Source organism: Sphingopyxis sp. Geo25, assembly GCF_949769135.1.
Lineage (GTDB): Bacteria > Pseudomonadota > Alphaproteobacteria > Sphingomonadales > Sphingomonadaceae > Sphingopyxis.
Window position 1 is genome coordinate 269,546 of record NZ_CATKOZ010000001.1, and the last position, 27,000, is coordinate 296,545.

General features: G+C 65.7%; 29 protein-coding genes. 20 read left to right on the forward strand and 9 right to left on the reverse strand.

Going from position 1 to position 27,000, the window contains the following annotated elements; all coding sequences use genetic code 11:
* The first annotated feature begins 53 nt into the window (after positions 1 to 53).
* The 3 genes from QOL68_RS01330 (at position 54) to QOL68_RS01340 (ending at position 3,521) form a co-directional block, all read left to right on the forward strand.
* A complete protein-coding gene (locus tag QOL68_RS01330) occupies positions 54 to 962 on the forward strand; it encodes a sulfite exporter TauE/SafE family protein (RefSeq protein WP_058455679.1) in 909 nt (302 codons plus the stop codon).
* The gene (locus QOL68_RS01335) at positions 959 to 1,726 is read left to right on the forward strand and encodes a TIGR02186 family protein (protein ID WP_058455680.1); all 768 of its coding nucleotides are present in this window, start codon (positions 959 to 961) and stop codon (positions 1,724 to 1,726) included. Before QOL68_RS01330 ends, QOL68_RS01335 begins: the two co-directional genes overlap by 4 nt.
* A gap of 82 nt (positions 1,727 to 1,808) precedes the next feature.
* The gene (locus QOL68_RS01340) at positions 1,809 to 3,521 is read left to right on the forward strand and encodes an ATP-binding protein (RefSeq protein WP_197410092.1); all 1,713 of its coding nucleotides are present in this window, start codon (positions 1,809 to 1,811) and stop codon (positions 3,519 to 3,521) included.
* A 128-nt stretch (positions 3,522 to 3,649) separates the two neighbouring features.
* Here the strand turns inward: QOL68_RS01340 and QOL68_RS01345 are convergent, their stop codons facing one another.
* Complete coding sequence (locus tag QOL68_RS01345; protein WP_282946248.1) at positions 3,650 to 4,036, reverse strand: VOC family protein; 387 nt, start codon at positions 4,034 to 4,036, stop codon at positions 3,650 to 3,652.
* 44 nt (positions 4,037 to 4,080) lie between these two features.
* A complete protein-coding gene (locus QOL68_RS01350; RefSeq protein ID WP_282946250.1) occupies positions 4,081 to 5,205 on the reverse strand; it encodes a cell wall hydrolase in 1,125 nt (374 codons plus the stop codon).
* A 160-nt stretch (positions 5,206 to 5,365) separates the two neighbouring features.
* Here QOL68_RS01350 and QOL68_RS01355 point away from each other — a divergent pair, with 160 nt between their 5' ends.
* The gene (locus QOL68_RS01355; RefSeq protein ID WP_282946252.1) at positions 5,366 to 5,872 is read left to right on the forward strand and encodes a hypothetical protein; all 507 of its coding nucleotides are present in this window, start codon (positions 5,366 to 5,368) and stop codon (positions 5,870 to 5,872) included.
* Here the strand turns inward: QOL68_RS01355 and dmeF are convergent.
* Positions 5,869 to 6,777 carry a CDF family Co(II)/Ni(II) efflux transporter DmeF gene (dmeF, locus tag QOL68_RS01360; protein ID WP_204992505.1) on the reverse strand — a complete coding sequence of 303 codons (909 nt, stop codon included), beginning with the start codon at positions 6,775 to 6,777 and terminating at the stop codon, positions 5,869 to 5,871. The two genes, QOL68_RS01355 and dmeF, sit on opposite strands and share 4 nt — an antisense overlap.
* 262 nt (positions 6,778 to 7,039) lie before the next feature.
* Here dmeF and rimP point away from each other — a divergent pair, with 262 nt between their 5' ends.
* From rimP to rbfA, 5 genes are read left to right on the forward strand one after another with little or no spacing between them, the layout of a single operon-like run.
* Positions 7,040 to 7,585 (forward strand): ribosome maturation protein RimP, encoded by a 546-nt coding sequence (gene rimP, locus QOL68_RS01365; RefSeq protein WP_058455685.1) that lies wholly within the window; start codon positions 7,040 to 7,042, stop codon positions 7,583 to 7,585.
* On the forward strand, positions 7,585 to 9,192 hold the full coding sequence (gene nusA, locus QOL68_RS01370; protein ID WP_282946256.1) for a transcription termination factor NusA: 1,608 nt from the start codon (positions 7,585 to 7,587) through the stop codon (positions 9,190 to 9,192). Before rimP ends, nusA begins: the two co-directional genes overlap by 1 nt.
* Positions 9,173 to 9,943, forward strand: a complete 771-nt coding sequence (locus QOL68_RS01375; RefSeq protein WP_282946257.1) for a DUF448 domain-containing protein — start codon at positions 9,173 to 9,175, stop codon at positions 9,941 to 9,943. The genes nusA and QOL68_RS01375 overlap by 20 nt, the downstream gene beginning before the upstream one ends.
* Before the next feature lie 17 nt (positions 9,944 to 9,960).
* A complete protein-coding gene (infB, locus tag QOL68_RS01380; protein ID WP_282946258.1) occupies positions 9,961 to 12,507 on the forward strand; it encodes a translation initiation factor IF-2 in 2,547 nt (848 codons plus the stop codon).
* 53 nt (positions 12,508 to 12,560) lie between these two features.
* Positions 12,561 to 12,968: a 30S ribosome-binding factor RbfA gene (gene rbfA, locus QOL68_RS01385; protein WP_282946260.1), complete on the forward strand. Its 408-nt coding sequence runs from the start codon at positions 12,561 to 12,563 to the stop codon at positions 12,966 to 12,968.
* Between the two features lie 4 nt (positions 12,969 to 12,972).
* On the opposite strand, the gene QOL68_RS01390 is transcribed toward rbfA, so the two are convergent.
* From QOL68_RS01390 to QOL68_RS01405, 4 genes are read right to left on the reverse strand one after another with little or no spacing between them, the layout of a single operon-like run.
* The gene (locus QOL68_RS01390; protein ID WP_282946262.1) at positions 12,973 to 14,391 is read right to left on the reverse strand and encodes a WS/DGAT/MGAT family O-acyltransferase; all 1,419 of its coding nucleotides are present in this window, start codon (positions 14,389 to 14,391) and stop codon (positions 12,973 to 12,975) included.
* 30 nt (positions 14,392 to 14,421) lie between these two features.
* Positions 14,422 to 14,778 carry a TehB-like domain-containing protein gene (locus QOL68_RS01395; protein WP_282946264.1) on the reverse strand — a complete coding sequence of 119 codons (357 nt, stop codon included), beginning with the start codon at positions 14,776 to 14,778 and terminating at the stop codon, positions 14,422 to 14,424.
* A gap of 1 nt (position 14,779) precedes the next feature.
* Positions 14,780 to 15,202, reverse strand: a complete 423-nt coding sequence (locus QOL68_RS01400; protein WP_282946266.1) for a hypothetical protein — start codon at positions 15,200 to 15,202, stop codon at positions 14,780 to 14,782.
* On the reverse strand, positions 15,195 to 15,671 hold the full coding sequence (locus QOL68_RS01405) for a group III truncated hemoglobin (RefSeq protein WP_282946268.1): 477 nt from the start codon (positions 15,669 to 15,671) through the stop codon (positions 15,195 to 15,197). Before QOL68_RS01405 ends, QOL68_RS01400 begins: the two co-directional genes overlap by 8 nt.
* Before the next feature lie 80 nt (positions 15,672 to 15,751).
* Here QOL68_RS01405 and QOL68_RS01410 point away from each other — a divergent pair, with 80 nt between their 5' ends.
* From QOL68_RS01410 to QOL68_RS01450, 9 genes are all read left to right on the forward strand, one after another.
* On the forward strand, positions 15,752 to 16,183 hold the full coding sequence (locus QOL68_RS01410; RefSeq protein ID WP_058455694.1) for an RrF2 family transcriptional regulator: 432 nt from the start codon (positions 15,752 to 15,754) through the stop codon (positions 16,181 to 16,183).
* A gap of 41 nt (positions 16,184 to 16,224) precedes the next feature.
* Complete coding sequence (locus QOL68_RS01415) at positions 16,225 to 16,839, forward strand: thymidine kinase (protein WP_058455695.1); 615 nt, start codon at positions 16,225 to 16,227, stop codon at positions 16,837 to 16,839.
* Positions 16,832 to 17,374 carry a GNAT family N-acetyltransferase gene (locus QOL68_RS01420; RefSeq protein WP_058455696.1) on the forward strand — a complete coding sequence of 181 codons (543 nt, stop codon included), beginning with the start codon at positions 16,832 to 16,834 and terminating at the stop codon, positions 17,372 to 17,374. The genes QOL68_RS01415 and QOL68_RS01420 overlap by 8 nt, the downstream gene beginning before the upstream one ends.
* An 84-nt stretch (positions 17,375 to 17,458) precedes the next feature.
* On the forward strand, positions 17,459 to 17,881 hold the full coding sequence (locus QOL68_RS01425) for a DUF6491 family protein (protein ID WP_282946273.1): 423 nt from the start codon (positions 17,459 to 17,461) through the stop codon (positions 17,879 to 17,881).
* A gap of 32 nt (positions 17,882 to 17,913) precedes the next feature.
* Positions 17,914 to 18,870 carry a tRNA pseudouridine(55) synthase TruB gene (gene truB, locus QOL68_RS01430; protein WP_282946275.1) on the forward strand — a complete coding sequence of 319 codons (957 nt, stop codon included), beginning with the start codon at positions 17,914 to 17,916 and terminating at the stop codon, positions 18,868 to 18,870.
* A gap of 22 nt (positions 18,871 to 18,892) precedes the next feature.
* Entirely contained in the window at positions 18,893 to 19,162 is a 270-nt protein-coding gene (gene rpsO / locus QOL68_RS01435) for a 30S ribosomal protein S15 (protein ID WP_058455698.1), read from the forward strand.
* Positions 19,163 to 19,356: 194 nt separating this feature from the next.
* Complete coding sequence (gene pnp, locus QOL68_RS01440; RefSeq protein ID WP_282946279.1) at positions 19,357 to 21,687, forward strand: polyribonucleotide nucleotidyltransferase; 2,331 nt, start codon at positions 19,357 to 19,359, stop codon at positions 21,685 to 21,687.
* A gap of 516 nt (positions 21,688 to 22,203) precedes the next feature.
* The gene (locus QOL68_RS01445; RefSeq protein WP_282946281.1) at positions 22,204 to 22,803 is read left to right on the forward strand and encodes a DNA-3-methyladenine glycosylase I; all 600 of its coding nucleotides are present in this window, start codon (positions 22,204 to 22,206) and stop codon (positions 22,801 to 22,803) included.
* A 201-nt stretch (positions 22,804 to 23,004) separates the two neighbouring features.
* Positions 23,005 to 24,306 carry an Hsp70 family protein gene (locus QOL68_RS01450; protein ID WP_282946283.1) on the forward strand — a complete coding sequence of 434 codons (1,302 nt, stop codon included), beginning with the start codon at positions 23,005 to 23,007 and terminating at the stop codon, positions 24,304 to 24,306.
* Between the two features lie 63 nt (positions 24,307 to 24,369).
* On the opposite strand, the gene QOL68_RS01455 is transcribed toward QOL68_RS01450, so the two are convergent.
* Positions 24,370 to 24,903: an SRPBCC family protein gene (locus tag QOL68_RS01455; RefSeq protein ID WP_282946285.1), complete on the reverse strand. Its 534-nt coding sequence runs from the start codon at positions 24,901 to 24,903 to the stop codon at positions 24,370 to 24,372.
* Entirely contained in the window at positions 24,881 to 25,276 is a 396-nt protein-coding gene (locus QOL68_RS01460; RefSeq protein WP_197410093.1) for an ArsR/SmtB family transcription factor, read from the reverse strand. The genes QOL68_RS01455 and QOL68_RS01460 overlap by 23 nt, the downstream gene beginning before the upstream one ends.
* Positions 25,277 to 25,406: 130 nt before the next feature.
* On the opposite strand from QOL68_RS01460, the gene QOL68_RS01465 reads away from it, so the two are divergent.
* Both QOL68_RS01465 and QOL68_RS01470 read left to right on the forward strand, forming a co-directional pair.
* Positions 25,407 to 26,123 (forward strand): peptidylprolyl isomerase, encoded by a 717-nt coding sequence (locus QOL68_RS01465; RefSeq protein ID WP_204992616.1) that lies wholly within the window; start codon positions 25,407 to 25,409, stop codon positions 26,121 to 26,123.
* 74 nt (positions 26,124 to 26,197) lie between these two features.
* Positions 26,198 to 26,992, forward strand: a complete 795-nt coding sequence (locus tag QOL68_RS01470; protein WP_058455703.1) for an outer membrane protein assembly factor BamD — start codon at positions 26,198 to 26,200, stop codon at positions 26,990 to 26,992.
* Positions 26,993 to 27,000 lie beyond the last annotated feature (8 nt).

A 27,000-nucleotide genomic window follows, 5' to 3' on the forward strand; every position in this document is an offset into this window, starting at 1 on the left:
AGGGTTTCGGGACTCGGCGCAGTTTTACGCCGCAGACGCATGTTTCGGGGCCCATGGATCTCTACCTCCCAGTCGCCAATCTGTCGGTCAACGCGCTGGTCATCATCCTGCTCGGCGGCGGGGTCGGCTTTCTGTCGGGGATGTTCGGGGTCGGCGGCGGTTTCCTGACGACACCGCTGCTGATCTTCTATGGCATCCCGCCGACGGTCGCTGCGGCATCAGCGGCGACGCAAGTGACCGGCGCCAGCGTGTCGGGCGCGCTCGCACATTTCGAGCGTGACGGGGTCGATGTGCGGATGGGCGCGGTGCTGATTGCCGGGGGCCTGCTCGGCTCGCTGATCGGCGCGGGGCTGTTCGAACTCCTCACCGCCTGGGGCCAGATCGATACCGCGATCAATATCCTCTATGTCGTGCTCCTCGGCTCGGTCGGCGGGCTGATGGCGCGCGAGGCCTGGGGCGCTCTCCGCGCCGCGCGGGCCGGATTGCCTGCTCCCGCCAGAAAGCGGCGTCACCATCCGATGGTCGCCAACCTGCCGCTGCGCTGGCGTTTCTATCGCTCGGGCCTTTATATCTCGCCGCTCGCGCCGCTGATCCTCGGGATGCTGGTCGGCATATTGACGATGCTGCTTGGCGTCGGCGGCGGTTTCATCATGGTCCCGGCGATGCTCTATCTGCTCGGCATGGGGACGCAGGTCGTGGTCGGCACCTCGCTGTTCCAGATCCTGTTCGTGACGATCGCGACGACGATGGTCCACGCGATGACGACGGGCGCGGTCGATATCGTCCTCGCCGGTTTGCTGCTGCTCGGCAGCGTCACCGGGGCGCAGTTCGGCGCGCGCTTCGCGCAGAAGGTGAAGCCCGAATATCTGCGCATGGCGCTCGCGGCGATCGTGTTGCTGGTGGCGGCGCGGATGGCCGTGGGGCTCTTCATCCGCCCCGACGAAATCTATACGGTGCAATGAGGCTCGCACTCGCCTCGATCCTTGGTTTCGCGCTGTTCGCGGCGGTTCCGGCGCAGGCCGCCGATCCGCGGCTCGTCCCCGACGTGTCGAGCCGCGCGATCGACATCCAGTACAGCTTTACCGGCGAGGAATTGCTGCTGTTCGGCGCGATCCTCTATCCGGGCCAGCGCCTCCCCGACGACCGCGCCGATATCGTCGTCGTGCTGAAAGGACCGGTGCGTCCGATCGTGCTTCGCGAAAAGCGCCGCGTCGCGGGCATCTGGGTTAACGCGAACAGCATCCGCCTTCGCACGTCGCCGGGCTTCTATGCAATCGGTTCGTCGCGGCCGATCGACAAGCTGGTCGACGAACGCACCGCCGCGATCTTCGAGCTCGGCCTCGACAATCTGTCGATGTCGCCGGCCGGCTTTTCGGAGGCGCGCAAGCTCGCCCGCTTCGAGAGCGGGCTGATCGACCTCTATCGGCGGAGCGGACTCTTCTATGAGAATCCCGGCGCGGTCGAGATTACGGAAGGCGTGCTCTATCGCGCGCGCATCCCGGTTCCGGCGCGCGTGCCGGTGGGCACCTATCGCGCCGAAACCTATCTGATCAGCCGCGGCCGCGTGCTGGCGGTCGCCTCGCGCGACGTTCAGATCCGCAAGGCGGGTTTCGAGCGTTTCGTCGCGCTCGCGGCGCAGCGCCACGGCTTCCTCTACGGCCTGACCGCGGTCGCGCTGTCGCTGCTGCTCGGCTATGGCGCATCGGCCATTTTCCGGCGCCGCTGAGATATATTGCCATTTAGTATAAGCGCTTTGTTTACTCTCGCCTGCGATAACGATCCCGGGACAACAAGTGGCGGGGCAAACTATGGATATGCATGGCGGCGGTTTCAGCGCCGGTGACACGACGGCGGCGCAGCATGTGCGCCTCGCAGGCGGCGGCACGGCAGCGGCGGTCGCGCCGGTCACGCTCCATCACCGCGATGACCTGCTGATCGGCGAAGTCATCGATATTTCGGGTTCGGCATCGCGCATGCTGCTCGATGCTGCGACGCTGGGCGAATTGTCGACTTCCGCCGACGCTGCCGTCGCGATGGCCGGACAGGTCGGCGCGCAGGTAAAGATCCGCGTCGGCAGCACCTGGCTCGTCGCCAGCATCCGTGACCAGCAGCTTCACGAGCGCGGCGAGGGGCTGATCGTCGCGACGATCGACTTCCTCGGCGAGGGCGAAGAGGAAAAGATCACCGGTCGTATTCACAATTTCCGCCGCGGCGTGACGCGCTATCCGATCCCGGGCAGCCAGGTTTATGCGGCGACCAGCCACGATCTGAAGCAGATTTACGCCGCCGACGAACGCGCGCATGTCGAGATCGGCAACGTCTATCCGACCAAGGATATTCGCGGTTCGCTCTATGTCGACGCGATGCTCGGCAAGCATTTCGCGCTTTTGGGCTCGACAGGTACGGGTAAGTCGACCAGCGCCGCGCTGATCCTGCACAAGATCTGCGAACTCGCGCCGCAGGGTCACATCGTGATGATCGACCCGCACGGCGAATATTCGGCCGCGTTCAAGAGCACCGGCGCCTTGTTCGACGTCGATAACCTCGCGCTTCCCTATTGGCTGATGAACTTCGAGGAACATTGCGAGGTGTTCGTCACCGCGCAGGGCCGCGAACGCCAGGCCGACTGCGACATTCTGGCGCGCTGCCTGCTGCAGGCGCGCACCAAGAACCGGCTCGCCGAGGGGATGACCAAGATCACCGTCGACTCGCCGATCCCCTATCTGCTCTCCGACCTTCTCAACATCCTGCAGAACGAGATGGGCAAGCTCGACAAGGCGACGTCGTCGGCGCCCTTCATGCGCATCAAGGGCAAGATCGAGGAAATGCGCGCCGACCCGCGCTATAATTTCATGTTCTCGGGGATGCTCGTCGCCGACACCATGGCGAATTTCATCGGCAAGATCTTCCGCCTGCCGTCGGATGGCCGTCCGATCTCGATTATCGACGTCTCCGGCGTTCCGTCGGACATCACGTCCGTGGTCGTGGCCGTGCTATCTCGGCTGACCTTCGACTATGCGATCTGGTCGCGCGGCGAGCCGCAGCGCCCGATCCTGCTCGTCTGCGAGGAGGCGCACCGTTACATCCCGGCGAAGGATGTCGGCGAGGGCCAAGCGGTCCGCAAGATCCTCGAACGGATCGCCAAGGAAGGTCGCAAGTACGGCGTGTCGCTGGGCCTGATCACGCAGCGCCCGTCCGACCTGGCCGAAGGCGTGCTGTCGCAGTGCGGTACGATCATCTCGATGCGCCTCAACAACGAGCGCGACCAGCATTTCGTCAAGGCGGCGATGCCCGAAGGCGCGCGCGGCTTCATCGACTCGATCCCGGCGCTGCGCAACCGCGAATGCATCGTCTGCGGCGAGGGCGTGTCGATCCCGATCCGCGTCTATCTCGACACGCTCGAAGAGGACAAGCGCCCGGCGTCGAGCGATCCGCTCTTCTCGAAACTGTGGCGCGAAACCGGCGGCGAGGCCGAAATCCTCGAACGCGTCGTCAAGCGCTGGCGTAGCCAGGGGCGTTGATGCTCTTCGCCTGACGGCGAAGGCGGCACCGGCCCGCTCCCCCACCCGGCCTCCCACAGAATACTGCGTCGGGAGGCCGGGTGGGGGAGCGGGCCGGTGCCGCGTCTGGCGTTAGCCAGACAACAAGATTACCCTTGCGGCGGCTCCCAGAGTTCGATCGGATTGCCTTCGGGGTCGTGGACCCGCGCAAAGCGCCCGACCGATGGATCGTCCCATTCGGGCTTGGTGATGATCGTCTCGCCCGCTTGCCTGAAGGGCGCCAGCACGGCGTCGAGATCGTCGACGCGCAGGTTGATCATGAACTGGCGGTCGGCGGCGAAATAGTCGGTGTCAGCCTTGAACGGCGAAAAGACGAGCGGCCCCGCCGTAACATTCCACACCCACTGGTTCGGCGGCACGCTGTCGTCGGCGCTGCACCCGCCGCCGACGCCGAGGCGTTCGCGATACCATGCGCTCAGTTTCTCCGGATCCTTCGCGCGAAAGAAGAGTCCGCCGATTCCTTTCACATGCCCCATGTCAGCCTCCCATGGAATGACGCGGTGAGACTAGGCAGCTTCGGTCAGCGAATCCACTCCCCGCTTTTCCGGAATTCCTCGCGGACCTGGCCCGACTGGTTGAGCCGCGGGTCCGAGTAGGCCGGCGCGGGCGCCGCGGCCGGTGCCGCGGGTGTGGGCGGCGGGGCGGTCATCGCACCGGGCATCGGTGCGGGCGCAACGTCGGGGAGGGGAGCGGGCGCGCCGGCGAGCGTGGGCAACGGTCCGGCGCCCGGCGCGATCCCTTTGCCTCTCAGGATCGCAAGCTGCTGCGCGACCGGCAGATAGGGGCCCGGTACGGGCTCGCGGCCGAGATAGGGCGCGCGGAAAGCGTCGGGCATTCCCCAGCGGCCGCGCCAACGATGGAAAATATGCGCACCGACGATGTTCGTCATGACGAGGCTCTTGCCCCAGCGCGGCCAGATCGCGGTGGTGTGATAATGGGTCGCGAGCCCGACGCCGGTAAAGACATCGCCATTGAGGGCGGCCGCCGCGATGCGGCTCGCGCGGAGCCAGTTGGTCTTGCTCGGCGCGCGGGCCATCGCGCCATCGCAGGAGAAGGTGAACTGGCACACGCCCGCGCGCTCCGACCCCTGGAACACGACACCGCACACGGTGTTCGGAAAGCTGGGGTGGCGGACGCGGTTGAGCACCGTCTGCGCGACGCCGCGCATCCCATCGTCGCTTTCCGACGCCGCTTCGTAATAGAGGGCGGCGGTCAGGCAATAATGTGCACGTTCGCGGTCGAGCGCAGTGAGACCGCGAAACATATAGGACGTCGCGGCAGGGCCGGTGAGCGCCTCCTGCTGAAGCTGCGCGGGGGGTGCCGGTGGTAGCGCGGTCGCATCGGCATAGCCTACGCTCGCGGGATCGGGCAGCGTCGGATCGATCTTCAGCGCGTCCTCATAGCTGTCGGAATTCATGATTGCCCAGCGCGCGGGATCATAGGGTTTGAAACTGAGCGGCACTGTGACGCTGTACGGCCCGAAACCGCGCGGGCGATATTGGCCGGTTGAGAGCATCAGCGCGAGGCACGCGACCACGACCACCGCGACCAGCACCGCCCAATAGTCGCGGCCCGGTCCCACCGTTTTTGCCGGCGCCGGGTCGCGCCACGTCGGGCCGGCGGCAAGGTTGAGTTCGGGTTTCATGCGTTCCGTCAAACCATCTCGGGCGATTCGCACCCTATTTCCGGCCTTATGCCCAGAAACGCCAATAAACTGTTTCGCCGCGCTTCGCATGTCCCACGCGGGGACATGACCGGCGGCGGATGTTAGCGAGCTGTTGAGGCCCACGTCCTATGCTCGGCGCATGACGGATGGGGGCATTCCAAGCTATCGGCGCAGCGCGCGGACCGACGTCCGGCTGTGGTTGCTCTTCGCCTTCGGCCTGATCTTCTTCTGGGCGGGCTCGATGCTTCGCCCCGAGGAAAATTGCAGCGAGGACGGGCGCGAATGCGCGCCGTGGCTGGTGCCGATGGCGCATGGGTTCGGGGCTCTCGTCGCGCTGGGCGCGGGCCTCACCATCCTCGCCAATCCGCGGCGCGGCAGTTGCATTGATGTCCGGACCGGCGACATCTTGTGGTGGCAGGGCCGGATCGGCGCGGCGGGCGGGGATGAGGGGCGTATTCACCCCTCGCAAATCGGCAAGCTGCGTATCGTCCGCCGCGACGAGCAGGAGGATGAGGTCCATCTCTATGATCTCGCCGGCAACCGCCTCTTCTGGTTCGATCAGGAGGTGATTCCCTGGCCCTATGACCGCTGGGCGGAGAAATTGCGCGGCGCGTGGCCGCATATAGAAATCGAGATTGCCGACTAGCGAATTTCGACCGTCAGATGTTCGATCTCGTGAACCGGGCGCAGGCGTTCGCAAATGATCGCGCGCCCTTGTCCCGTCACACTGACGATTGCGGCGTGTGCGCCCGGCCCGACGCGCCAGACATGGAGATCGGTGATCGTCGCATCGCCCGGCCCCTCGACGAGGGTGCGGATTTCGCTCGCGAGCTTGTCATCGGTGGCATCGAGCAGCACCGCGCCGGTGTCGCGCATCAACGACCAGGACCAGACTGCGATGACGATCGCGCCGACGACGCCCATCGCGGGGTCGAGCCAAACCCAACCAAGATAGCGCCCGCCGAGTAGCGCGGCGATCGCCAGCACCGAGGTCAGCGCGTCGGCGACGACGTGAAGATAGGCCGAGCGGAGGTTGTTGTCCTTTTCGTGCCTGTGATCGTGCGCGTGACCGTGATGATCCTCATGATCGTGCCCGTGGCCGAGGAGCAGCGCGCTGGCGATGTTCACGCCGAGCCCGATCACCGCGATGACCGTCGCCTCGCCGAACTCGACCGGGCTTGGATCGACGAGGCGGATCGCCGATTCCCAGGCGATGCCGATCGCGACGATGCCGAGGACGAGTGCCGAGGCGAAGCCCGCGAGGTCGCCGACCTTGCCCGTGCCGAAGCTGTAGCGACCGCTTGTCGCGTGGCGTTTCGCGTAGCGATAGGCGAGCGCCGCGATGCCGAGCGCACCGGCGTGCGTCGCCATGTGAAAGCCGTCGGCGAGCAGCGCCATCGAATTGAAGGCGATCCCGGCGACGATCTCGCCGACCATCATCGCCGCGGTGAGCAGCACGACCCAAAGCGTGCGGCGCGCATTTTCGTCGTGCCGCTTGCCCAGATAGACATGGCTGTGCGTCAGGGCGTCGATTTCACTGTCGAGCGACATCGTTGCTGCCTATCGGATAAGGGTGGAATGACAAGGGGGTGCGTGGTGCCGGTGTCGGATGCCTTTGAGTGCCCCAGTCACGGTCGGGATCCATGACGGCGGACGCCGAAACCTGCCACCCCAATCTCCCCTTGCCGACTCTCGCGGCAAAGCCTATATGCGCCCTACTTCTTGACATGGTTAGCCAGTTGGGACGTCGGGGCCGCGGGCCGCGGCGGCTTTTCCTGCATGGTTTTCCGGTCAGCCGATTTGGGAAACAGACTTGGTCGACTTCGACGTCCTCAACGCGATCATCGCGCCCGAAGCCGAGGCGATGGGCCTTGCGCTCGTGCGCGTCGCTTTCTTCGGCGGGACAAGCGATCCGACGCTTCAGGTGATGGCCGAGCGGCCCGACACGCGTCAGCTGACGATCGACGATTGCGCCGATTTGTCGCGCCGCATCTCCGACCGGCTCGACGCGCTCGAAGAGGCAGGGAAAGACCCGATCGAGGTCGCCTATCGTCTCGAAGTGTCGTCGCCGGGCATCGACCGGCCGCTGACGCGCCGCGCCGACTTCGCCGACTGGGCAGGGCACGAGGCGAAGGTCGCGCTCAAGGAAAAGCTGAACGGCCGCCAGCGCTTCAACGGCGAGCTGGTCGGCATCGACGGCGATACCGTCACGATTTCGGATAAGGAAGGGGTGGAGCACAAGCTGCCGTTCGATGCGATCGACACGGCGAAGCTGGTCCTCACCGACAAATTGATTGCCGCAACCGTCCCGCTCTCGATCGAGGGCGCGGATGAAATGGAAGAAGAAGGACAGGACTGATGGCCACTGCCATTTCCGCCAACAAGGCCGAGCTGCTCGCGATTGCCAACAGCGTCGCCAGCGAGAAGATGATCGACAAGGGCATCGTCATCGAGGCCATCGAGGAAGCGATCCAGCGCGCCGCGCGCGCCCGCTACGGCGCCGAGAACGATATCCGTGCCAAGCTCGACCCGCAGACCGGCGACCTTCGCCTGTGGCGCGTCGTCGAGGTCGTCGAGACCGTCGAGGATTATTTCAAGCAGGTCGATCTTGCTGCCGCGCAGAAGCTGCAGAAGGACGCGAAGATCGGCGACTTCATCGTCGACCCGCTGCCCGCGGTCGACCTTGGCCGCATCGACGCGCAGTCGGCGAAGCAGGTGATCTTCCAGAAGGTCCGCGAAGCCGATCGCGAGCGCCAGTATGAAGAATTCAAGGACCGCGCCAACGAGATCATCACCGGCGTCGTCAAGTCGGTCGAGTTCGGCCACATCGTCGTCAATCTGGGCCGCGCCGAGGGCGTGATCCGCCGCGACCAGCAGATCCCCCGCGAACTGATGCGCGTCGGCGACCGCGTCCGCGCGATCATCCTGTCGGTGCGCCGCGAGAACCGCGGCCCGCAGATTTTCCTGAGCCGCGCGCATCCCGAGTTCATGAAGAAGCTGTTCGCGCAGGAAGTGCCCGAAATCTATGACGGCATCATCGAGATCAAGGCCGCGGCCCGGGACCCCGGCTCGCGCGCGAAGATCGGCGTGATCAGCTATGACGGCTCGATCGATCCGGTCGGCGCCTGCGTCGGCATGAAGGGCAGCCGCGTGCAGGCGGTCGTGCAGGAAATGCAGGGCGAAAAGATCGACATCATCCCCTGGTCGGAAGACACCGCGACCTTCGTCGTCAACGCGCTTCAGCCCGCGACGGTGCAGCGCGTCGTCATCGACGAAGATGACGGCCGCATCGAAGTCGTCGTTCCCGACGACCAGCTGAGCCTCGCCATCGGCCGCCGCGGCCAGAATGTCCGTCTTGCCAGCCAGCTGACCGGCAGCCAGATCGACATCATGACCGAGGCCGACGCGAGCGAGAAGCGCCAACGCGAATTCGTCGAACGCTCGACGATGTTCCAGGAAGAGCTCGACGTCGACGAAACGCTCGCGCAGCTCCTCGTCGCCGAAGGCTTCGGCGAGCTCGAAGAAGTCGCTTATGTTCCGCTCGACGAACTGGCCGGCATCGAGGGCTTCGACGAGGAACTGGCGCAGGAACTGCAGAGCCGCGCGACCGAAGCGCTCGAACGCCGCGAAGAGGCCGCCCGTCAGGAACGCCGCGGCATGGGCGTCGAGGACGAACTTGCCGAACTGCCGCACCTGACCGAAGCGATGCTGGTCACGCTCGGCAAGGCAGGAATCAAGACGCTCGACGACCTCGCGGACCTCGCGACCGACGAGCTGATCGCCAAGAAGCGGCAGGACAACCGCCGCGGCCCGGCGCGCGAACGCCCCGAGGACAAGGGCGGCGTGCTCGGCGAATATGGCCTCAGCGAAGAGCAGGGCAACGAGATCATCATGGCGGCACGTGCGCACTGGTTCGAAGACGAACCGGCAACCGGGGAGGCCGCCGATGCGGACCCCGCGCAATGATAAGCTGAGTGAAACCGGCCGCGCGGGCAAGCGCGGGAAGCATGTGCCCGAGCGGCGCTGCGTGGTGACCGGCGAAGTGGCGCCGGCCGAACGGCTCGTGCGCCTTGCGCTCGGGCCCGACGGCACGATTGCGCCCGATGTTCTCGGCAAGGCGCCGGGGCGCGGGGGGTGGATCGGCGTGACGCGCTCCGAACTCGAAGCCGCGCAGGCGAAGGGCAAGCTCAAGGGCGGGCTCGCGCGCGCGCTGCACGAGGGGGCTATCACGATCCCCGACGATCTCGGTGCGCGCATCGAGGCGCAGCTCCAGCGCGCGACGCTTGACCGGCTCGGGCTCGAATCGCGCTCCGGAACCCTGATTTCGGGCAATGAAAAGATCGAGCAGGCGGCGCGGCGCGGGCAGGTTCGCCTGCTGCTTCATGCCAGTGATGCGGGCGAGGACGGTCGCAAGAAACTCGCCCAGGCATGGCGTGTCGGCGAGGACGACGAGGGTTCCGGCCGCGAAGGGATGATCTTGCCAGTGGACCGGGCCACCCTATCTATGGCATTGGGGCGAGAAAATGCGGTCCATCTGGCTGTCATCGACGCCCGTGCCGCTGACCGGTTGCTGGCGCATTTGAGCCGCTGGCAGTTTTTCACCGGATGGAGTAGGGACGCGGCCGACCGCGTTTCGAGCACGAATCCCCGCACGGCGGGTAATGGGACGGCGTCCACGGATTCCGATAAGGATTCCGATGCTTCGGACGCGTATTGAAGGAATAAGAAGTTTAGATGAGCGACGAACAGGACAAGCCGACCCTTACCCGCAAGCCGCTGGGGCTGAAGCGGACGGTCGAGGCCGGCCAGGTGCAGCAGCAATTCAGCCACGGTCGCCGCAACACGGTGGTGGTCGAGGTGAAGCGCCGCCGCGTGCTCGGTCGCCCCGGCGAAGCCGCGCCCGCGCCCGAGGTTGAAGAGGTCAAGGCCGCACCCGCGCCCGCTCCGGCCCCCGCGACCGCCCCGGTCGCCGCGAAGCCTGCCGCGCCCAAGCCCGCCGCGGACAGCCTGATGTCGCGCCAGGAACGCCAGGCGCAGCTGCTCCGCGAGGCCGAGGAAGCGCGGATGCAGGCGCTCGAGGAAAACCGCCGCCGCGAAGAGGCCGAGCGCGCGCGCGCCGCCGAAGAGGAAAAGGCGCGTGCCGAGGCGCGCGAAGAGAAGGCGAAGACCGTCGAAGCCGCGCCGGCTTCGGGGCCGACCGCTGCGCCCGAAGCGCCGGCTGCTGCCGAAGCCCCCGCTGCCAAGGAAGCGGGCGAGGACGCGCCGCGCACGACGCCTGCCGCGACCGCCACACCGGCACCGCGCCGCTTCACGCCGGTCGAGGCGCCGAAGCGCCCCGAGCCCAAGCGTCCCGAGCCCAAGTCGGGCCGCGCGACCGACAACCGTCGCCAGTCGGGCAAGCTCACCGTCTCGCGCGCGCTCAACGACGATGAAGGCGCGCGCGCGCGCAGCCTCGCGGCGCTGAAGCGCGCCCGCGAGAAGGAAAAGCGTTCGCACATGATTTCGTCGGGCCCGCGGGAGAAGCAGGTCCGCGAAGTCGTCGTGCCCGACAGCATCACGGTGCAGGAGCTCGCCAACCGTATGGCCGAAAAGGGCGCGGATCTGGTAAAGGCGCTGTTCAAGATGGGCATGCCGGTAACGGTCAACCAGTCGATCGACCAGGACACCGCCGAGCTGCTCGTCACCGAATTCGGGCACGAGATCAAGCGTGTGAGCGAAGCCGACGTCGACATCCGTCATGACGAGGACGTCGACGACGCCGCGCAGCTGAAGCCGCGCCCCCCGGTCGTGACGATCATGGGTCACGTCGACCACGGCAAGACGTCGCTGCTCGACGCGCTGCGCGGTGCGAATGTGCAGGCGGGCGAGGCCGGCGGCATCACCCAGCATATCGGCGCCTATCAGGTGAAGACCCCCGACGGATCGCTCGTCACCTTCCTCGATACGCCGGGCCACGAAGCCTTTACCGAGATGCGCCAGCGCGGCGCCAACGTCACCGACATCGTGATCCTGGTGGTCGCGGCCGATGACGGGCTGAAGCCGCAGTCGATCGAGGCGATCAACCATGCGAAGGCGGCCGGCGTGCCGATCATCGTCGCGATCAACAAGGTCGACAAGGAAGGCGCGAACCCGCAGCGCGTCCGCGAACGCCTGCTCGAACACGAGCTGGTGGTCGAGGAAATGGGCGGCGACGTGCAGAATGTCGAAGTATCGGCGCTGAAGAAGACCGGCCTCGACAAGCTGCTCGATGCGATCGCGCTGCAGGCCGAAATCATGGAACTGAAGGCGAACCCCGACCGCCCCGCCGAAGGCACGGTGGTCGAGGCGAAGCTCGACAAGGGCCGCGGCCCCGTCGCGACGATCCTGATCCGCCGCGGCACGCTGAAGGTCGGCGACATCTTCGTCTGCGGCGCCGAAAGCGGCCGCGTCCGTGCGCTCGTTAACGACAAGGGTCAGCAGATCAAGGAAGCCGGTCCGTCGATGCCGGTCGAGGTCCTCGGCCTCGGCGGCGTACCGATGGCGGGCGATACGCTGACCGTCGTCGAGAATGAGGCGCGCGCACGCGAAGTCGCAGCCTATCGTCAGAGCGAAGCGCTCAAGAAGCGTACCGCGCAGGCGCCGGTCAGCCTCGAGGGCATGTTCTCGGCCCTCGCCGACAAGGCGAAGGTCATCGAATATCCGGTGGTCATCAAGGGCGACGTGCAGGGCTCGGTCGAGGCCATCGTCAATGCGCTCAACCGCCTGTCGACCGACGAGATCCGGGTCCGCGTACTCCAGTCGGGCGCCGGCGCGATTACCGAGAGCGATGTGACGCTGGCGGCGGCCACCGGCGCGCCGATCATCGGCTTCAACGTCCGCCCGAATGCCAAGGCGCGCGAGATCGCGAACCGCGAAAAAGTACGCTTCATGTATTATGACGTCATCTATCACCTGACCGCCGAAGTGGCGAAGGAGATGGCCGGTGAGCTGGGTCCGGAGCGGATCGAGAATGTCGTCGGCCGCGCCGAGGTCAAGGACGTCTTCCCGGCCGGCAAGCGCGACAAGGCCGCGGGCCTGCTGGTGCTCGAAGGCGTCATCCGCAAGGGGCTGCACGCACGCCTTACGCGCGACGATGTCATCGTCTCGGCAACGACGATCGCCTCGCTGCGCCGCTTCAAGGACGACGTCGCCGAAGTGCGCGCCGGCCTCGAATGCGGTGTCGTGCTGGCGGACACCAACGACATCAAGCCGGGCGACAATCTCGAAGTCTTCGAGGTCGAGCTGCGCGAACGTACGCTGTAATTATCCCGTTGCTGCACTCACGCCGGCGGCGGGGGTGCAGCAGGAATTGATCGATGCGTCACAACGAAACCCCGTCCGGCCCCTCGGTCCGCGTTCTGCGCGTGGGCGAACAGGTGCGCCATGTGTTGAGCGAAATCCTCGCGCGCGGCGACGTGCACGACGATGTGCTCGCGAAGCATCCGGTGAGCATCACCGAAGTGCGCATGTCGCCCGACCTGCGCCACGCGACGGTCTTTGTGAAACCGTTGCTCGGCAAAGGCGAGGAAGCGGTGATCAAGGCGCTGCGCACCAATACGGCCTATCTCCAGAAGACCGTCGCGTCGAAGGTGCGGATGAAATATGCGGCGAAGCTGAAATTCCTGCCCGACGAAAGTTTCGACGAGGCGAGCCACATCGACAAATTGCTGCGCGATCCGAAAGTCGCGCGCGATCTTGAGAGCGGTGAGGGCGAAGACGCCTGAGGCGTTACTTCCCCTTGATCCCCGCCGCTTCCTCGAGCTCGACCAGCGCGTCTTCCAGATAGTCGATCAGTCGCTGGACATGCGGCACGCTGCGGCGGCAGGCGGTGATGCCGAAGTCGATATTCTTGTTGTTGCTGACCTGCGTGATGTTCATCGCCATGCCGTCGACGGGGATGCTCGCGGGATACATGCCGTCGAGCCGCGCGCCGTTCCAGTAAAGTTGCTCGCGCGGGCCGGGGACGTTCGAGATCGTCACCGAATAGGCCGGAAATTTGTCCGCGGTGCGCGTCAGCGCGGTCAGCATCTGCGGCATCTGGGTGATCGCGGTATAGATCTGGATCTGCTGCGCGGTCATCTCGCGCAGCTGCGCCTTGGCGGCGTTCATCGACGCCTGGATCGTCCGCATCCGCTCGGCCGGATCGTCGATATGGGTCGCGAGATTGGCGGTCACCGCCGCGACCGAATTGCCCGAATCGATATCGTCCTTGGCGCGGATCGACACCGGCGCCATGGCTTTCAATGGCTTGTCGGGCAGCTCGTTCAGCGATTGCAGATATTTGCGCATCGCGCCCGAACACATCGCGAGCACCGCGTCGTTGATCGTGCCGTCATACGCCTTGCCCATCGCGCGCACGCGTTCGAGCGACCAGCTTTGCGCGACGAAACGCCGCGCGCCGGTGATGTTGCGGTTGAAGCTCGTGCGCGGCAGGCCGCCCCACGGGGTCGTAAGGTCGCCGCCGCCCAGCCCGAACATCGCTGCAGCATATTGGTTGAGAGCCTTGGTCACCCCGATGCTGTTGCCCCATTGCTCTTTCAGAAAGGCGCCGATCGCCTTGAGATCGGTGATGCTGGGAGTCGGCGCCTTTCGCGCGGTCGGGAATTTGCGCTTATACGCCTCATAGACCTCGACCGACATCGGCGACGCGGTGGGCTTGTAGGTCTTGTCGTTGCTCAGCATCGCATTGGTGAAATGCATCGAGCTGGCGCCGTCCATGAAGGCGTGGTGGATCTTGAAATAGGTCGCGATCTGGCGATTGGGGAGCCCCGAGATCAGGGTGATTTCCCACAAGGGCCGAGTGCGGTCGAGCAAGGTGCCGTGGAGGCGCGAGGCGAGTTCGAACATCTCGCGGTAGCGCCCCGGTTTGGGGAGCGCCGCCGCACGGACATGGTAATGCATGTCGATGTCCCTGTCGGGGACCAGCCGGATCGGACCGTACTGGCCGAGCGGGGTGAGCTTCAGCACCTCGCTGAACGGCCGCCGCAGCCCTTCGGACTGGCGCAGCAGCGCGAGCATTTCGTCGAGCCATTCGGTCTCGTCGACCTTGTCGGGCAAAGTATAGAGATTGACGCCGCCGACATGCATGGGGGTTTCGCGCGTCTCAGCGACCAGAAACATCGCGTCGCTTATCGGCATCAGCCGCATGGTCGCTCTCCCCAATGTCATGCTGCGACTTTATGTTGCGCAGCATGGCAGCGGCGGTGAGCGAGTCAAGCGGCGGCGATTTTCCGGAATGGTACAGAAGGTGAGGGCGATGATGACCGGACCCTCGCGTTCGAGATGATGCGGCGCGGCGGGCGGGATCAATATCGTCTCGCCCGCCGACAGGAGGCGTTCGCCGCCCCGTTGGTCGTCCCAGCAGAAACGGATATTTCCTTCCTCGACCGACAACAGGCCCCAGACGCCAGCCTTCAGCTCGTGTTGCAGCAGGAGGCCCGCGGGGATGCTGTCAGCATCGAACGGGCCGATGGTCCGGTAGGGCCTGGCCTGTGCTGGAAGATCGGGGCCGCGCTGGACGATCTGCGGCGCCATATCAGAAGCCCGCAGTCGTACGGATCAGGAAGAAAGTGACGCCAAGGAAGGCGAAGCCCGCCGGCACCGCGAGGATCTGCGCTGCGACCGTGTGGCGGTCCATCGGCCCGGTCCAGGTCTGCAGCACGCCGTCGCTGCGGTCGAGGGGCGAGGCATGTTCCTCGCCTTTCTGCGCGTGTAGGATACCCGCGGTGACGAAATACATCAGCGCATAGAGCAGCGATATCACGAGCATGAAGACCGTCGCGGTATCGCGCCCGGTCGCCGCCGCGATGCCGACGAAGAAGACGCCATAGAGCGCGAACATCGCGCGCCAGATTGTGCGGGGAAGCTGGAAGCCCGCCTGCATTCCGTGAACCTCATACGGATCGTTCGGCAGATGGATGGCGGCTTTGTCGTGGTCGGACGTCAGATGGTCAAACATGGGGAAGCTCCACTTTGCTGGAAAAGGCCTCATCGCGGTCGCGATGAACGCTGATGCCGGTGAGGAGGCTTTCGGCGATCATGCGTGCCTTCGCCCCGACATGGTCCCGCGCCGCCGGCGTCGGCGCGATCTCGTTCAGTGTTCCGTAAAAGAGCGCGAGCCAGCGCTCAAAATGCGGCTGACCGAGCGTCGGGATCGCGAGATGCTTCATCATCGGATTGCCGGAGAACGTCCCGGCGCCGAGCAGAATCGACTGCCAGAAGCGGTTCATCTGTCCCAGATGCGCGGGCCAGTCGTCGACGCGTTCGCCGAAGATCGGTCCCAGGTCGGCGTCGACGCGGACGGCAGCATAGAAGCGGTCGATGAGCGCAGCGATGAAGTCCGCATCGATGCCCATCGCCGCGGCTTCGGCCTGACGGCCCGCGCGCGCGGCGATCGCATGGGGGTGGGCGGTGACGGTCCTGTTCATGGCTTCGACTCAATAATTGGTATCTGAAATACCTTTTATTCGTGGTTGAGGATAAAATCAATATCTGATATACATATTTTATGCGATTGAGCCTTCATAGCGATTATGCCCTGCGCATCCTGATGGCGCTTGGCGCCACGGGCGAGCAGATGTCGGTCGACGAGATTGCGGGGCGCTATGGTGTCTCCCGCAACCATCTTGCGAAGGTTGCGCAGCGACTGCAGGGGCTCGGCTATGTCGCGACCCAGCGCGGGCGCGGTGGCGGGATGCGGCTCGCGCAGGACGCCGGCGAGATCAACGTCGGAACCGTCGTCCGCCAGTTCGAAAATCTCGACACGTTCGTCGAGTGCATGGATCCGGCGACCTCGACCTGCCCGGTACGCGGCGCGTGCGGATTGCAGGGCGTCCTCGGCGGCGCGCTCGGCGCCTTCGTCCGCTATCTCGACGATTATACGCTCGCCGATCTGCTGCCCCAGCCGGGCCGGTTCCGCGCGCTGCTCGGCGCCGGCTGATTCCCGTTGCGCGCCGCCACCAAGGCGGTATCGCAGCGGACATGGCCAAGCTCTATTTCTATTATGCCAGCATGAACGCCGGCAAATCGACGACGCTGCTGCAGGCGGACTTCAACTATCGCGAGCGCGGGATGGAGACGATGCTGTGGACCGCGGCGCTCGACGACCGCTATGGCGCGGGTCAGATCACCAGCCGCATCGGCCTGCTCGCCGAGGCGCATAAGTTCGACCCCGAAAGCGACCTGTTCGCTGCGGTCAGCGCCGAGAATCTGGAGCGGCCGCTGGCATGTGTTCTCGTCGACGAGGCGCAATTTCTGTCGCGCGATCAGGTGCTCGGGCTCGCGCGGCTGGCCGACGAGATGAACATTCCGGTGCTTTGCTATGGGCTGCGCACCGACTTCGCCGCGAACCTGTTTCCGGGATCGGCGGCCCTGCTGGGCCTTGCCGACGCGCTCGTCGAGTTGAAGGCCGTTTGCGAATGCGGGCGCAAGGCGACAATGAACCTCCGCGTCGACGAAAGCGGCCGCGCGGTCGTCGAGGGCGCGCAGACCGAGATCGGCGGCAACGACCGCTATGTCGCCATGTGCCGCCGCCACTTCATGGAGAAGCGCCGCGAGGCGGCAAGCGTGCCAACCGCGGTAGTCGCCGATGCGTAACGCGCTCTATATCGAACTCGGTGACGGCGACCTGCGTCTCGTCAAGCTGGCCGAGCCGCACCGCGAGGCGCTGCGCGCCGCCTGCGCGGCCGACCCCGACATCTGGCCGATCTATTCGTCGAGCTTCGATCCCGAGCATTTCGATGCGAGCTTCGCGGCGCTGATCGGACACGAAAGCCGGATGCCCTATGCGATTTTCGGCGGCGACCGGCTCGTCGGAATGACCGCCTGGCTGCGTCCCGACTGGACGGCGCAGACGATCGAGGTCGGCAACAGCTATATCCATCCCGACGCACGCGGCACGGGGTTCAACGGACGGCTCAAACGCTTGATGATCGATCATGCCTTTGCCGTCGGCATCCGCCGCATCGAGTTTCGCATCGACGAACGCAACAAGCGGTCCCAGGCTGCCGTCGCGAAGCTCGGCTGCACCAAGGAGGGGGTGCTGCGCGCCGAACGCATCACTTGGACGGGCCATGTTCGCGATACCGGGCTGTGGTCGCTGCTTGCGGACGAATGGAGGGCGCGCGCATGAGCCTCTGAAGGGTCAGCCCGGGTTCAGGGTCGACTTGCTATGGGACCGTGCAGGGCAGGGATTCGTGAATCGAAAGACCCGGACATGAAAAAACTGCTCTCCATCGCGCTCGCCGCCGTCCTGCTCCTCCCCGCCGCTTCGCCCGTGCTTGCCAAGTCCGCTGACGAGCCGCGCCCGCTCGACGTCGAATCGAGCATCGCCTTTCCGAACGATGCAACGATCAAGACGTGGGAAGCCGATGGCGAGGACGGCATCTGGATTCAGACCCGCCATCGCGACTGGTATTACGGCAAGTTCGCGACGATCTGCCGCGACCTGGATTTCGCGCACGGCATCGGCATCGACAATCGCGGCACGGGGCAGCTCGACAAGTTCGCGGCAATTCTCGTCGGTCGCCAGCGCTGCCAGCTCATCTCCTTCGTGACCTCCGCGCCGCCGCCGACCAAGGCCGAACGGAAAGCGACCGCGGAAGCCGCAAAGGCGACGAAAGCCGCCGAGGCAAATTGACAAGCGCGCCGCGCGCCAGCAGGGCGCGCAGGATGAACGGCTGGATCATTCTCGACAAACCCGTGGGGCTCGGTTCGACGCAGGCGGTCGCCGCGGTTAAGCGGGTCTGCCGCGAGGCGGGGCTGGGCAAGGTCAAGGTCGGCCATGGCGGCACGCTCGACCCGCTGGCGTCGGGGGTGCTGCCGATCGCGCTCGGCGAGGCGACGAAGCTGTGCGGGCGGATGCTCGATGCCAGCAAGGTCTATGAGTTCACCGTGCAGTTCGGGACCGAGACCGCCGGGCTCGATGCCGAAGGCGAGGTGGTTGCGGCCAGCGACGTGCGGCCGACGCTCGCCGAGGTCGAGGGGGTGCTGCCGCGCTTTACCGGGGCGATCGAGCAGGTGCCACCCGCTTACTCCGCAATCAAGATCGACGGGCAGCGGGCCTATGACCGTGCGCGGGCTGGCGAGAACGTCGAGATGAAGGCGCGGGCGGTGACCATTCACTCCCTTCGTCATGCCGGACTTGATCCGGCATCCATTGCAGCGGCCGAAGAATGGACCCCGGATCAAGTCCGGGGTGACGAAGCAGAAGGGGCGCGGCTCGCCTCCATCACGCTCACCGCCCATGTCTCGAAGGGCACCTATATCCGCAGCCTTGCACGCGACATCGCGCGGGCGGTAGGCAGCGTCGGGCATGTCACCATGCTTCGCCGCGTGCGTGCGGGGCCGTTCGACTTGCGACAAGCGATTTCGCTGGACAAATTGAACGCTTTCGGCCAAGGCGCCGCGCAATCAGATATCATTCTGCCGCTCGAGGCAGGGCTGGTCGACATCCCGGCTCTGAACCTTTCCCCGGAAGCGGCAGGGGCGATCCGTCAGGGTCGCGTCTGGACCGGGGAAAGCACGCACGACGGGCTCTATTGGGGACGCGATGCCGATAGTCGGCCGGTCGCCCTGATCGAGGCTTTGGCGGGAACGCTGAAAGTCGTGCGGGGCTTCAACATATGACACGATGTTCGAAGGAAGAAATATGTCGATTACCGCAGAGCGCAAAACCGAAGTCATCAACGACAATGCGCGCGCAAAGGGCGATACCGGTTCGCCGGAAGTCCAGGTCGCGATCCTGACCGACCGCATCAACACGCTGACCGAGCATTTCAAGGCGCACCACAAGGACAACCACAGCCGCCGCGGGCTGCTGATGATGGTCAACAAGCGCCGCAGCCTTCTCGACTATCTTCGCAAGAAGGACGAGGACCGCTACCAGGCGCTGATCGCGAAGCTGGGTCTTCGTAAATAAGAATTCGAGGGCGGCCCCGGACTTCCGGGGCCGCTGTCATATTGGTCGCCCGCATTTGCGCGCGATCGCAGGGCCGCTCCCGCATCCGGCGGGACCGCCACAGGGGCATCAAAGCGCCCCGTACCGCCCCGGGCCGGATTGCCCGGAATCAGAGGCCCCGCCCGGCATAGGGCCCGGCGGGCGAAGGAAACCACATGTTTGACGTGAAAAAAGTATCGATCGAGTGGGGCGGTGAAACGCTGACTCTCGAAACGGGCAAGGTTGCCCGCCAGGCCGACGGCGCCGTGATGGCGACGCTGGGCGAAACGGTCGTCCTGTGCGCGGTGACCGCCGCGAAGTCAGTGAAGGAGGGGCAGGACTTCTTCCCGCTCACCGTCCATTATCAGGAAAAATATTCGGCCGCGGGCCGCATCCCGGGCGGCTTCTTCAAGCGCGAGCGCGGCGCGACCGAAAAGGAAACGCTGGTCAGCCGCCTGATCGACCGTCCGATCCGCCCGCTGTTCCCCGAAGGTTTCTATAACGAAATCAACGCGATCGCCCAGGTTCTGAGCTATGACGGCCACAACGAGCCCGACATCCTCGCGATGGTCGCCGCATCGGCTGCGCTCACCATTTCGGGCGTGCCCTTCATGGGTCCGATCGGCGCCGCGCGCGTCGGCTATCTGAACGGCGAATATATCCTGAACCCGACCGACGAGCAGGTTGCCGAAGGCGACCTCGATTTGGTCGTCGCCGCGACCTATGACGCTGTGATGATGGTCGAATCCGAAGCCAACGAGCTGTCGGAAGAGGTCATGCTCGGCGCCGTCCTGTTCGCGCACGACGCGTGCAAGGAAGTCATCAAGGCGATCGTCAAGCTCGCCGAGCAGGCTGCCAAGGAACCTTGGGAAATGGCCGCGTCGGACGACAACGCCGCGCTCAAGGACAAGCTGAAGAAGCTGATCGGCAAGGACATCGCCGCCGCCTACAAGCTGACGGACAAGTCGGCCCGCTCGAACGCGCTGAACGAAGCGCGCGCGAAGGCGAAGGAAAGCTTCACCGCCGACGGCCTCAGCCCGCAGGACGTCATGGCCGGCATCAAGCTGACCAAGAAGCTGGAAGCCGAAATCGTCCGCACCGCCATCCTCAAGGACGGCAAGCGCATCGACGGCCGCACGACGACGCAGATCCGTCCGATCGTCGCCGAAACGCACTTCCTGCCCCGCGCGCACGGCTCGGCGCTGTTCACTCGCGGCGAAACCCAGACGATCGCCACGGCGACGCTGGGCACCAAGGACGCGGAGCAGATGATCGACGGCCTCAACGGCCTGTCGTACCAGCACTTCATGCTGCACTATAACTTCCCGCCCTATTCGGTCGGTGAAGTCGGCCGCTTCGGCGCGCCGGGCCGCCGCGAAGTCGGTCATGGCAAGCTCGCATGGCGTGCGCTGCACCCCGTGCTGCCGACCAAGGACGAGTTCCCCTACACGATCCGCCTGACCAGCGACATTACCGAGTCGAACGGCTCGTCGTCGATGGCATCGGTGTGTGGCGGCAGCCTCGCGATGATGGACGCGGGCGTGCCGATCAAGCGCCCCGTCTCGGGCATCGCGATGGGCCTCATCCTCGAAGGCAAGGATTATGCGATCCTGTCGGACATCCTCGGCGACGAGGATCACCTCGGCGACATGGATTTCAAGGTTGCGGGCACGTCCGAAGGCATCACGACGATGCAGATGGACATCAAGATCGCGGGCATCACGCGCGAGATCTTCGAAGCCGCGCTTAACCAGGCGAAGGAAGGCCGCGCGCACATCCTTGGCGAGATGAACAAGGCGCTCGGCGAAACCCGCAGCGAATTGTCGGCGCACGCGCCGCGCATCGAAACGATGCAGATCGACAAGGCGAAGATCCGCGACGTCATCGGCACCGGCGGCAAGGTGATCCGCGAGATCGTCGCGACCACGGGCGCCAAGGTCGACATCGACGACGAAGGTCTGATCAAGATTTCGTCGAGCGACCTCACCCAGATCGAAGCGGCCCGCAAGTGGATCGCCGGCATCGTCGAGGAAGCCGAAGTCGGCAAGATCTATGACGGCAAGGTCGTCAACCTCGTCGATTTCGGTGCGTTCGTGAATTTCATGGGCGGCAAGGACGGTCTCGTCCACGTCAGCGAAATCAAGAACGAGCGCGTCGAGAAGGTCTCGGACGTCCTGAGCGAAGGCCAGGACGTCAAGGTCAAGGTCCTCGAGATCGACCCGCGCGGCAAGGTCCGTCTGTCGATGCGCGTCGTCGATCAGGAAACCGGCGAAGAGCTGGAAGACACCCGCCCGGCGCGCGAACCCCGCGAAGACCGCGGCCCCCGCGGCGATCGTGGTCCGCGCCGTGATGGCGGCGACCGCGGCCCGCGTGGCGGTGGTGGCCGTGACCGCGATCGCGGCCCCCGCCGTGACGGCGGCGACCGCGGTGATCGCGGCCCGCGCCGCGAGCGTTCGGAGGACGGTCCGGAAGATCAGGGCCATGTGCCCGACTTCCTGAAGGACTGAGTCTTTCCGCAAACGGAACGAGAAGGGGCTGCCGTAAGGCGGCCCCTTTTTTTGTCGGTTGTGGGGTGGGGAGCGGTCGTTCGCTGATCCTCATTCGTCACCCCGGACTTGATCCGGGGTCCATGACTTCGCCGCCGCGGTGGATCCCGGATCAAGTCCGGGATGACGAAGAAGGACTTGTCCTCCCTATCGCGCAGCGATGGGGAGGGGGACCGCCGCCGAAGGCGGCGGTGGAGGGGCCGCAACGGCGGCGGTATTGCCCCTCCGTCAGCGCTTCGCGCTGCCACCTCCCCATGGCTGCGCCACAGGGAGGAGCGAAGGGCACATAACGGTCGCTTTCGGCCGTCGACGCCGGAACGGCCGCCAATGGCAGTAAATGTCCGCAACCGACCATCATCACCATCGCACGCGGCGTGGCTGCCCCCGGCCGACACGGACACGCAGTGCGGTTCTTCCTTGAAACGGTCGACAGGGCTCAATAAGAGAACATATCGTGAATATGATGCGAGGCCGGCTATGACGCTCTTCACCCCTTCCGACGGCATCGCGCGCTGCGGCTGGTGTGCGGCGTCGGAGGATTATATCGCCTACCACGACCGCGAATGGGGATTTCCCGTCGCTGACGACCGGCGATTGTTCGAGAAATTGAGCCTCGAAGGTTTCCAGTCGGGGCTCAGCTGGCGGACGATCCTGATGAAGCGCGAGAATTTCCGCGCGGCATTCGCCGGTTTCGATTTCGACCGCGTTGCGGATTTCGACGAAAGCGATGTCGAGCGCCTGCTGCAGGATGCCGGGATCGTCCGGCATCGCGGCAAGATCGAGGCGGTCATCAACAACGCTCGCCGCGCGCAGGATCTGATGGGCGAGAAAGGCTCGCTCGCGGCCTATGTCTGGAGCTTCGAGCCCGTGGGCGACGTTCCCTATCTGGCCTCGACCTCGCCCGCGTCGATCGCGATGTCGAAGGATCTGAAGAAACGCGGCTGGAAATTCGTCGGCCCGACGACGGTGCACGCCTTCATGCAGGCGATGGGGCTGATCAACGATCATGCCGAGGGCTGCGCGATCCGGGCTGCCGCTGCGGACGCAAGGAAGGCCTTTCAGCCACCACCGGGCTAGCCCCATTTTCCAGAATTCGTCATCGCGGACCCTTCGACAGGCTCAGGACAGGCTTGATCCGGGATCGATCGTGGCGATTAGGTCGTGGACCCCCGGATCAAGTCGGAGGGGACGAATCGGTGGGGCTCGCCCGGCTTGCCCCACCCGCCGTGCTGTGCAATAGGCGCCGCCCCTCGCACACCGGCCGGCACAGGACAGATCATGGACAGCAATGCGGCGGCGACCGCGCTCGGCCTCGACTTTGGTACGACGAACACCGTCGTCGCGCTCGCCGACGGGCAGGGCGGATCGCACCTCGTCGACTTCGCCGGCGACGAGGCGACCGGCCCCGTCTTCCGCTCGGCGCTCTGCTTCTGGGAAGAGGAGCGCGCGTGGCAGGGGATCGCATCCGAGGCGGGGCCATGGGCGATTTCGGAATATCTCCAGTCGCCGCTCGACAGCCGTTTCGTCCAGTCGTTCAAGAGCGTCGCGGCGAGCCCGCTGTTCGAGCGCGCGACGATCTTCGGCAAGCCGTTCCGCTTCGAGGATATGGGGCGGCTGTTCCTCCAACGGCTCGTTGCGCACGCGGGCGGCCGCCTCGACCAGCGGCCGCGCCGCGTCATCGTCGGACGGCCGGTCGAGTATGCGGGCGCGCGCGCCGACCCCGCACTGGCGCGGCAGCGGTACGATGCGATGCTGGGTCAGTTCGGCATCGAGCTTTTCTATGTCCACGAACCGCTCGGCGCGGCGCACAGCTATGCCTCGCGCCTGACCGAACCGGCGACGATCCTCGTCGCCGATTTCGGCGGCGGCACCACCGATTTTTCGATTGTCCGCATCGCCGCGCCTGGGAGCTCGCGCCGCTGCGTCCCGCTCGCCTCGTCGGGCGTCGCGATCGCCGGCGACCGCTTCGACCAGCGTATCGTCGACAAGCTTGTCCTGCCGCTCCTCGGCAAGGGCGGCCGCTATCGCTCGTTCGACAAGATACTGGAGATTCCGGGCGGCTATTTCTCCGACTTCGCCGACTGGTCGCGGCTCGCGATGATGCGCAACCGCCGCACGATCGACGAGTTGAAGCGCCTGCAGCGAGACGCGATCGAACCCGCGCCGATCGGCCGGATGATCGCGCTGATCGAGCATGAGCAGGGCTTTCCGCTCTATGATGCGGTGGGCAAGGCCAAGCGCGCGCTTTCGGGCAGTGAGGAGGCTGAGTTCCGCTTCAGCGGCGGCGGCGTCGAGATCGGCGCGACGGTACGCCGCGCCGATTTCGAGGCGTGGATCGCCGACGACCTGGTGCGTATCGAGGCCGCGATGGACGCGGCGCTCGACAAGGCGGGCGTCGAGGCGCGCGCCATCGATCGCATCTTCCTGACCGGCGGTTCGTCGCTGATTCCGGCGATCCGCGCGATCTTCGACCGCCGGTTCGGGGCCGAGCGCATCGCGTCGGGCGGCGAGCTGACCTCGATCGCGCACGGACTCGCGCTGATCGGCGAGGAGCCCGACCCCGCGGAATGGGCGGCCTGACCAATCGACCGGGAAGGAAGGGGCCGCGTGGGCGACCCCTTCCCTTCACACGCGGTCGGGGGATCAGCGCGTGAAGCGCTCGGCATAGTCGGCGCGCAGCCGGAGCCAATTGTCCCAATGCGGCGCGGGGGTCGCGCCGCGCAGCCGCGCTTCGAGCAGATCGACATGCGCGTGCCAGCCGGCGCTGACGTTCAGGCGGACGGTGACGTCCTCGATCCGTCTGTGGACGATGGTCAGCAAGACCTCGTCGCCCTGTTCTTCGAGGGTGAAGGTCACGCCGCCGGTGCTGCCCCACGTGACCGACAGCATGTGCGGGCCGTCGATCGCGGTGACCTCGCACGTCATGCGGTGCTCTTCGGCCATGCCTTCGGGGCGTTCGCCGGGCGGGTCGGTCAGTTCGTCGTTGCGCCAGACGAATTCGACCGGCGCGCCGACCTTTTCCCCCATCGTGCCCGCGGCGAGCCACTGGCGGCGCAGCTCGCCGTCGGTGAGATAGGCCCAGACGCGCTCGATAGGGCCGGGAAGCAGGCGCTGGAGGGTCAGCGTCGCGGGCTCGGTCAGCGTGCCATAGGCGTCATCGGTCAGCGTGGCGGTCATCGTCATTCTCCTTCTTTGCCGGGGAGGGGCTTTCTGCGGGTAGGGGCGGCGGATTGCGGAGCAGTGCTTCGAGGGTGTCGAGGCGGTCGGTCCAGAAGCGGCGATAGATGCCGAGCCACTGATGGGCGCTCATCAGCGGGGCCGGATCGAGGCTGCAGACGTGGGTGCGCCCGCGAACGTCGCGGCGGATCAGCCCCGCCGCCTCGAGCACCTTGATATGCTTGGACGCCGCCGCGAGCGACATCGCGAAAGGTTCGGCAAGCTCGCCGACGGTGCGCTCGCCCACGGCGAGTTCGCCGAGCATTTGGCGCCGCGTCGTATCGCCGAGCGCGTGGAAGATCGTGTCGAGGCTATGCGAATCATGTTCAACCATGTGGTTTAATATCGGCGAGTCGGATTTTATTGTCAACCATATGGTTGAATGATGGCGGGCTCGCTTGGCGCAGCCGTAAACTGCGTCTAGCCTGTGTGCTGACCGTGTCCGCAATCGGAGTGATTCCATGATGTTCGAAACGCTGATCCTGTCGATTGCCATTGCGAGCGCGGCGGCCGCGCCGGCTCCGCAGCCGGCTCCATCGCCCCCGCCGATGATGGCGCCTCCGCCGCCGCCGCCACCGCTTCCGGTGCCGCCGAAGGCCGACGAGCCCGACACGCGGCCTTATGTGGCGCTGGTCACCGACGCGGGGACGATCGTCGTGCGGATCGAGAACAAGCGCGCCCCGGTCACCGCCGCCAATTTCCTCCGCTATGTCGACACCAAGCGCATGGACGGCTTTTCCTTCTATCGCACGACGCGCAGCTGGGGCCCCGATAGCAAGCTGGTGCAGGCGGGCAACCGCGGTGACGCGCGCAAGAATTTCCCGCCGATCGCGCACGAGCCGACCAATGTGACGGGGCTCAAGAGCTGCGACGGCGCTCTCCTGATGGCACGGCTCGCGCCGGGTGATGCGACCACCGACTTCTTCCTGCTGCTCAGCAACATCCCGGGGTTCGAGGCCGATCCCAAGGCGCCCGGCGACAATGCGGGCTTCGCGGTGTTCGGCGAGATGGTCGCGGGCCGCGACGTCGCCGAGAAAATCTACGCGCTGCCGGTGTCGGCGACCGCGGGCGAGGGCGCGATGAAGGGGCAGATGATCGAACCCGCGGTGAAGATCGTCTCTGCCCGCCGCGTCCCCGCGCCGGCCGAGGCGCCGAAAGGCTGCGTGACGGGGGGCAGCTGACGCGCAGCGCAAAGGCCGCGTGGGCAAGCGATCATTTATTTTGCGTTCATCCGCGCTGTGGCTATACCGCAGCCATGATTCAGCGTCCCTCCCTGCGCGCCACGACGCGCCTGCTCGCCGCCGCTCTCGTCATTTCGCCGCTGCTCGCCGCCTGTGCGGGCGGGTCGGGGGTCAAGAAGGACACGCGCTATGTCGCGCGCGACGTCAACACGCTGTACCGCGCGGCGCAGGACCGGCTCGACCGCAAGCAGTACAAGGTCGCGGCTGCGCTGTTCGACGAGGTTGAGCGCCAGCATCCCTATTCGCCATGGGCGCGCCGCGCGCAGTTGATGAGCGCGTTCAGTTACTATATGGACCGCGAATATACCCCGGCGATCGAGGCGGCGCAGCGCTTCCTGTCGATCCACCCGGGCAACAAGGACGCGCCCTACGCCTATTATCTGATCGGCCTCAGCTATTACGAACAGATCAGCGACGTGACGCGCGACCAGAAGATCACCGAGCAGGCGAAGAATGCGCTCGGCGAAGTGATCCGCCGCTATCCCGACAGCCGCTACGCCGCCGACGCGCGGCTCAAGGTCGATCTGGTGCAGGACCATCTTGCGGGCAAGGAGATGGAGATCGGCCGCTTCTACGAGCGAAGCTCGAACTGGCTCGCCGCTTCGATCCGCTTCCGCGAAGTGACCGAGAAATTCCAGACGACGAGCCACACTCCCGAGGCGTTGTACCGCCTGACCGAATGCTATCTCGCGCTCGGCATTCCCGAGGAAGCGAAGAAGTCGGCGGCCGTGCTCGGCGCCAACTATCCGGGCAGCAAATGGTACGACCGGGCCTACGACCTGATGCGGAAGCACGCGCCGACGGCTTGATGCGGTTC

Bases quoted from the DNA above. Each gene is read 5' to 3' on its own strand.
- QOL68_RS01330 (WP_058455679.1), top strand. From the start codon at position 54: ATGGATCTCTACCTCCCAGTCGCCAATCTGTCGGTCAACGCGCTGGTC.
- QOL68_RS01335 (WP_058455680.1), top strand. From the start codon at position 959: ATGAGGCTCGCACTCGCCTCGATCCTTGGTTTCGCGCTGTTCGCGGCG.
- QOL68_RS01340 (WP_197410092.1), top strand. From the start codon at position 1,809: ATGGATATGCATGGCGGCGGTTTCAGCGCCGGTGACACGACGGCGGCG.
- QOL68_RS01345 (WP_282946248.1), bottom strand. From the start codon at position 4,036: ATGGGGCATGTGAAAGGAATCGGCGGACTCTTCTTTCGCGCGAAGGAT.
- QOL68_RS01350 (WP_282946250.1), bottom strand. From the start codon at position 5,205: ATGAAACCCGAACTCAACCTTGCCGCCGGCCCGACGTGGCGCGACCCG.
- QOL68_RS01355 (WP_282946252.1), top strand. From the start codon at position 5,366: ATGACGGATGGGGGCATTCCAAGCTATCGGCGCAGCGCGCGGACCGAC.
- dmeF (WP_204992505.1), bottom strand. From the start codon at position 6,777: ATGTCGCTCGACAGTGAAATCGACGCCCTGACGCACAGCCATGTCTAT.
- nusA (WP_282946256.1), top strand. From the start codon at position 7,585: ATGGCCACTGCCATTTCCGCCAACAAGGCCGAGCTGCTCGCGATTGCC.
- QOL68_RS01375 (WP_282946257.1), top strand. From the start codon at position 9,173: ATGCGGACCCCGCGCAATGATAAGCTGAGTGAAACCGGCCGCGCGGGC.
- infB (WP_282946258.1), top strand. From the start codon at position 9,961: ATGAGCGACGAACAGGACAAGCCGACCCTTACCCGCAAGCCGCTGGGG.
- rbfA (WP_282946260.1), top strand. From the start codon at position 12,561: ATGCGTCACAACGAAACCCCGTCCGGCCCCTCGGTCCGCGTTCTGCGC.
- QOL68_RS01390 (WP_282946262.1), bottom strand. From the start codon at position 14,391: ATGCGGCTGATGCCGATAAGCGACGCGATGTTTCTGGTCGCTGAGACG.
- QOL68_RS01395 (WP_282946264.1), bottom strand. From the start codon at position 14,778: ATGGCGCCGCAGATCGTCCAGCGCGGCCCCGATCTTCCAGCACAGGCC.
- QOL68_RS01400 (WP_282946266.1), bottom strand. From the start codon at position 15,202: ATGTTTGACCATCTGACGTCCGACCACGACAAAGCCGCCATCCATCTG.
- QOL68_RS01405 (WP_282946268.1), bottom strand. From the start codon at position 15,671: ATGAACAGGACCGTCACCGCCCACCCCCATGCGATCGCCGCGCGCGCG.
- QOL68_RS01410 (WP_058455694.1), top strand. From the start codon at position 15,752: ATGCGATTGAGCCTTCATAGCGATTATGCCCTGCGCATCCTGATGGCG.
- QOL68_RS01415 (WP_058455695.1), top strand. From the start codon at position 16,225: ATGGCCAAGCTCTATTTCTATTATGCCAGCATGAACGCCGGCAAATCG.
- QOL68_RS01420 (WP_058455696.1), top strand. From the start codon at position 16,832: ATGCGTAACGCGCTCTATATCGAACTCGGTGACGGCGACCTGCGTCTC.
- QOL68_RS01425 (WP_282946273.1), top strand. From the start codon at position 17,459: ATGAAAAAACTGCTCTCCATCGCGCTCGCCGCCGTCCTGCTCCTCCCC.
- truB (WP_282946275.1), top strand. From the start codon at position 17,914: ATGAACGGCTGGATCATTCTCGACAAACCCGTGGGGCTCGGTTCGACG.
- rpsO (WP_058455698.1), top strand. From the start codon at position 18,893: ATGTCGATTACCGCAGAGCGCAAAACCGAAGTCATCAACGACAATGCG.
- pnp (WP_282946279.1), top strand. From the start codon at position 19,357: ATGTTTGACGTGAAAAAAGTATCGATCGAGTGGGGCGGTGAAACGCTG.
- QOL68_RS01445 (WP_282946281.1), top strand. From the start codon at position 22,204: ATGACGCTCTTCACCCCTTCCGACGGCATCGCGCGCTGCGGCTGGTGT.
- QOL68_RS01450 (WP_282946283.1), top strand. From the start codon at position 23,005: ATGGACAGCAATGCGGCGGCGACCGCGCTCGGCCTCGACTTTGGTACG.
- QOL68_RS01455 (WP_282946285.1), bottom strand. From the start codon at position 24,903: ATGACCGCCACGCTGACCGATGACGCCTATGGCACGCTGACCGAGCCC.
- QOL68_RS01460 (WP_197410093.1), bottom strand. From the start codon at position 25,276: ATGGTTGAACATGATTCGCATAGCCTCGACACGATCTTCCACGCGCTC.
- QOL68_RS01465 (WP_204992616.1), top strand. From the start codon at position 25,407: ATGTTCGAAACGCTGATCCTGTCGATTGCCATTGCGAGCGCGGCGGCC.
- QOL68_RS01470 (WP_058455703.1), top strand. From the start codon at position 26,198: ATGATTCAGCGTCCCTCCCTGCGCGCCACGACGCGCCTGCTCGCCGCC.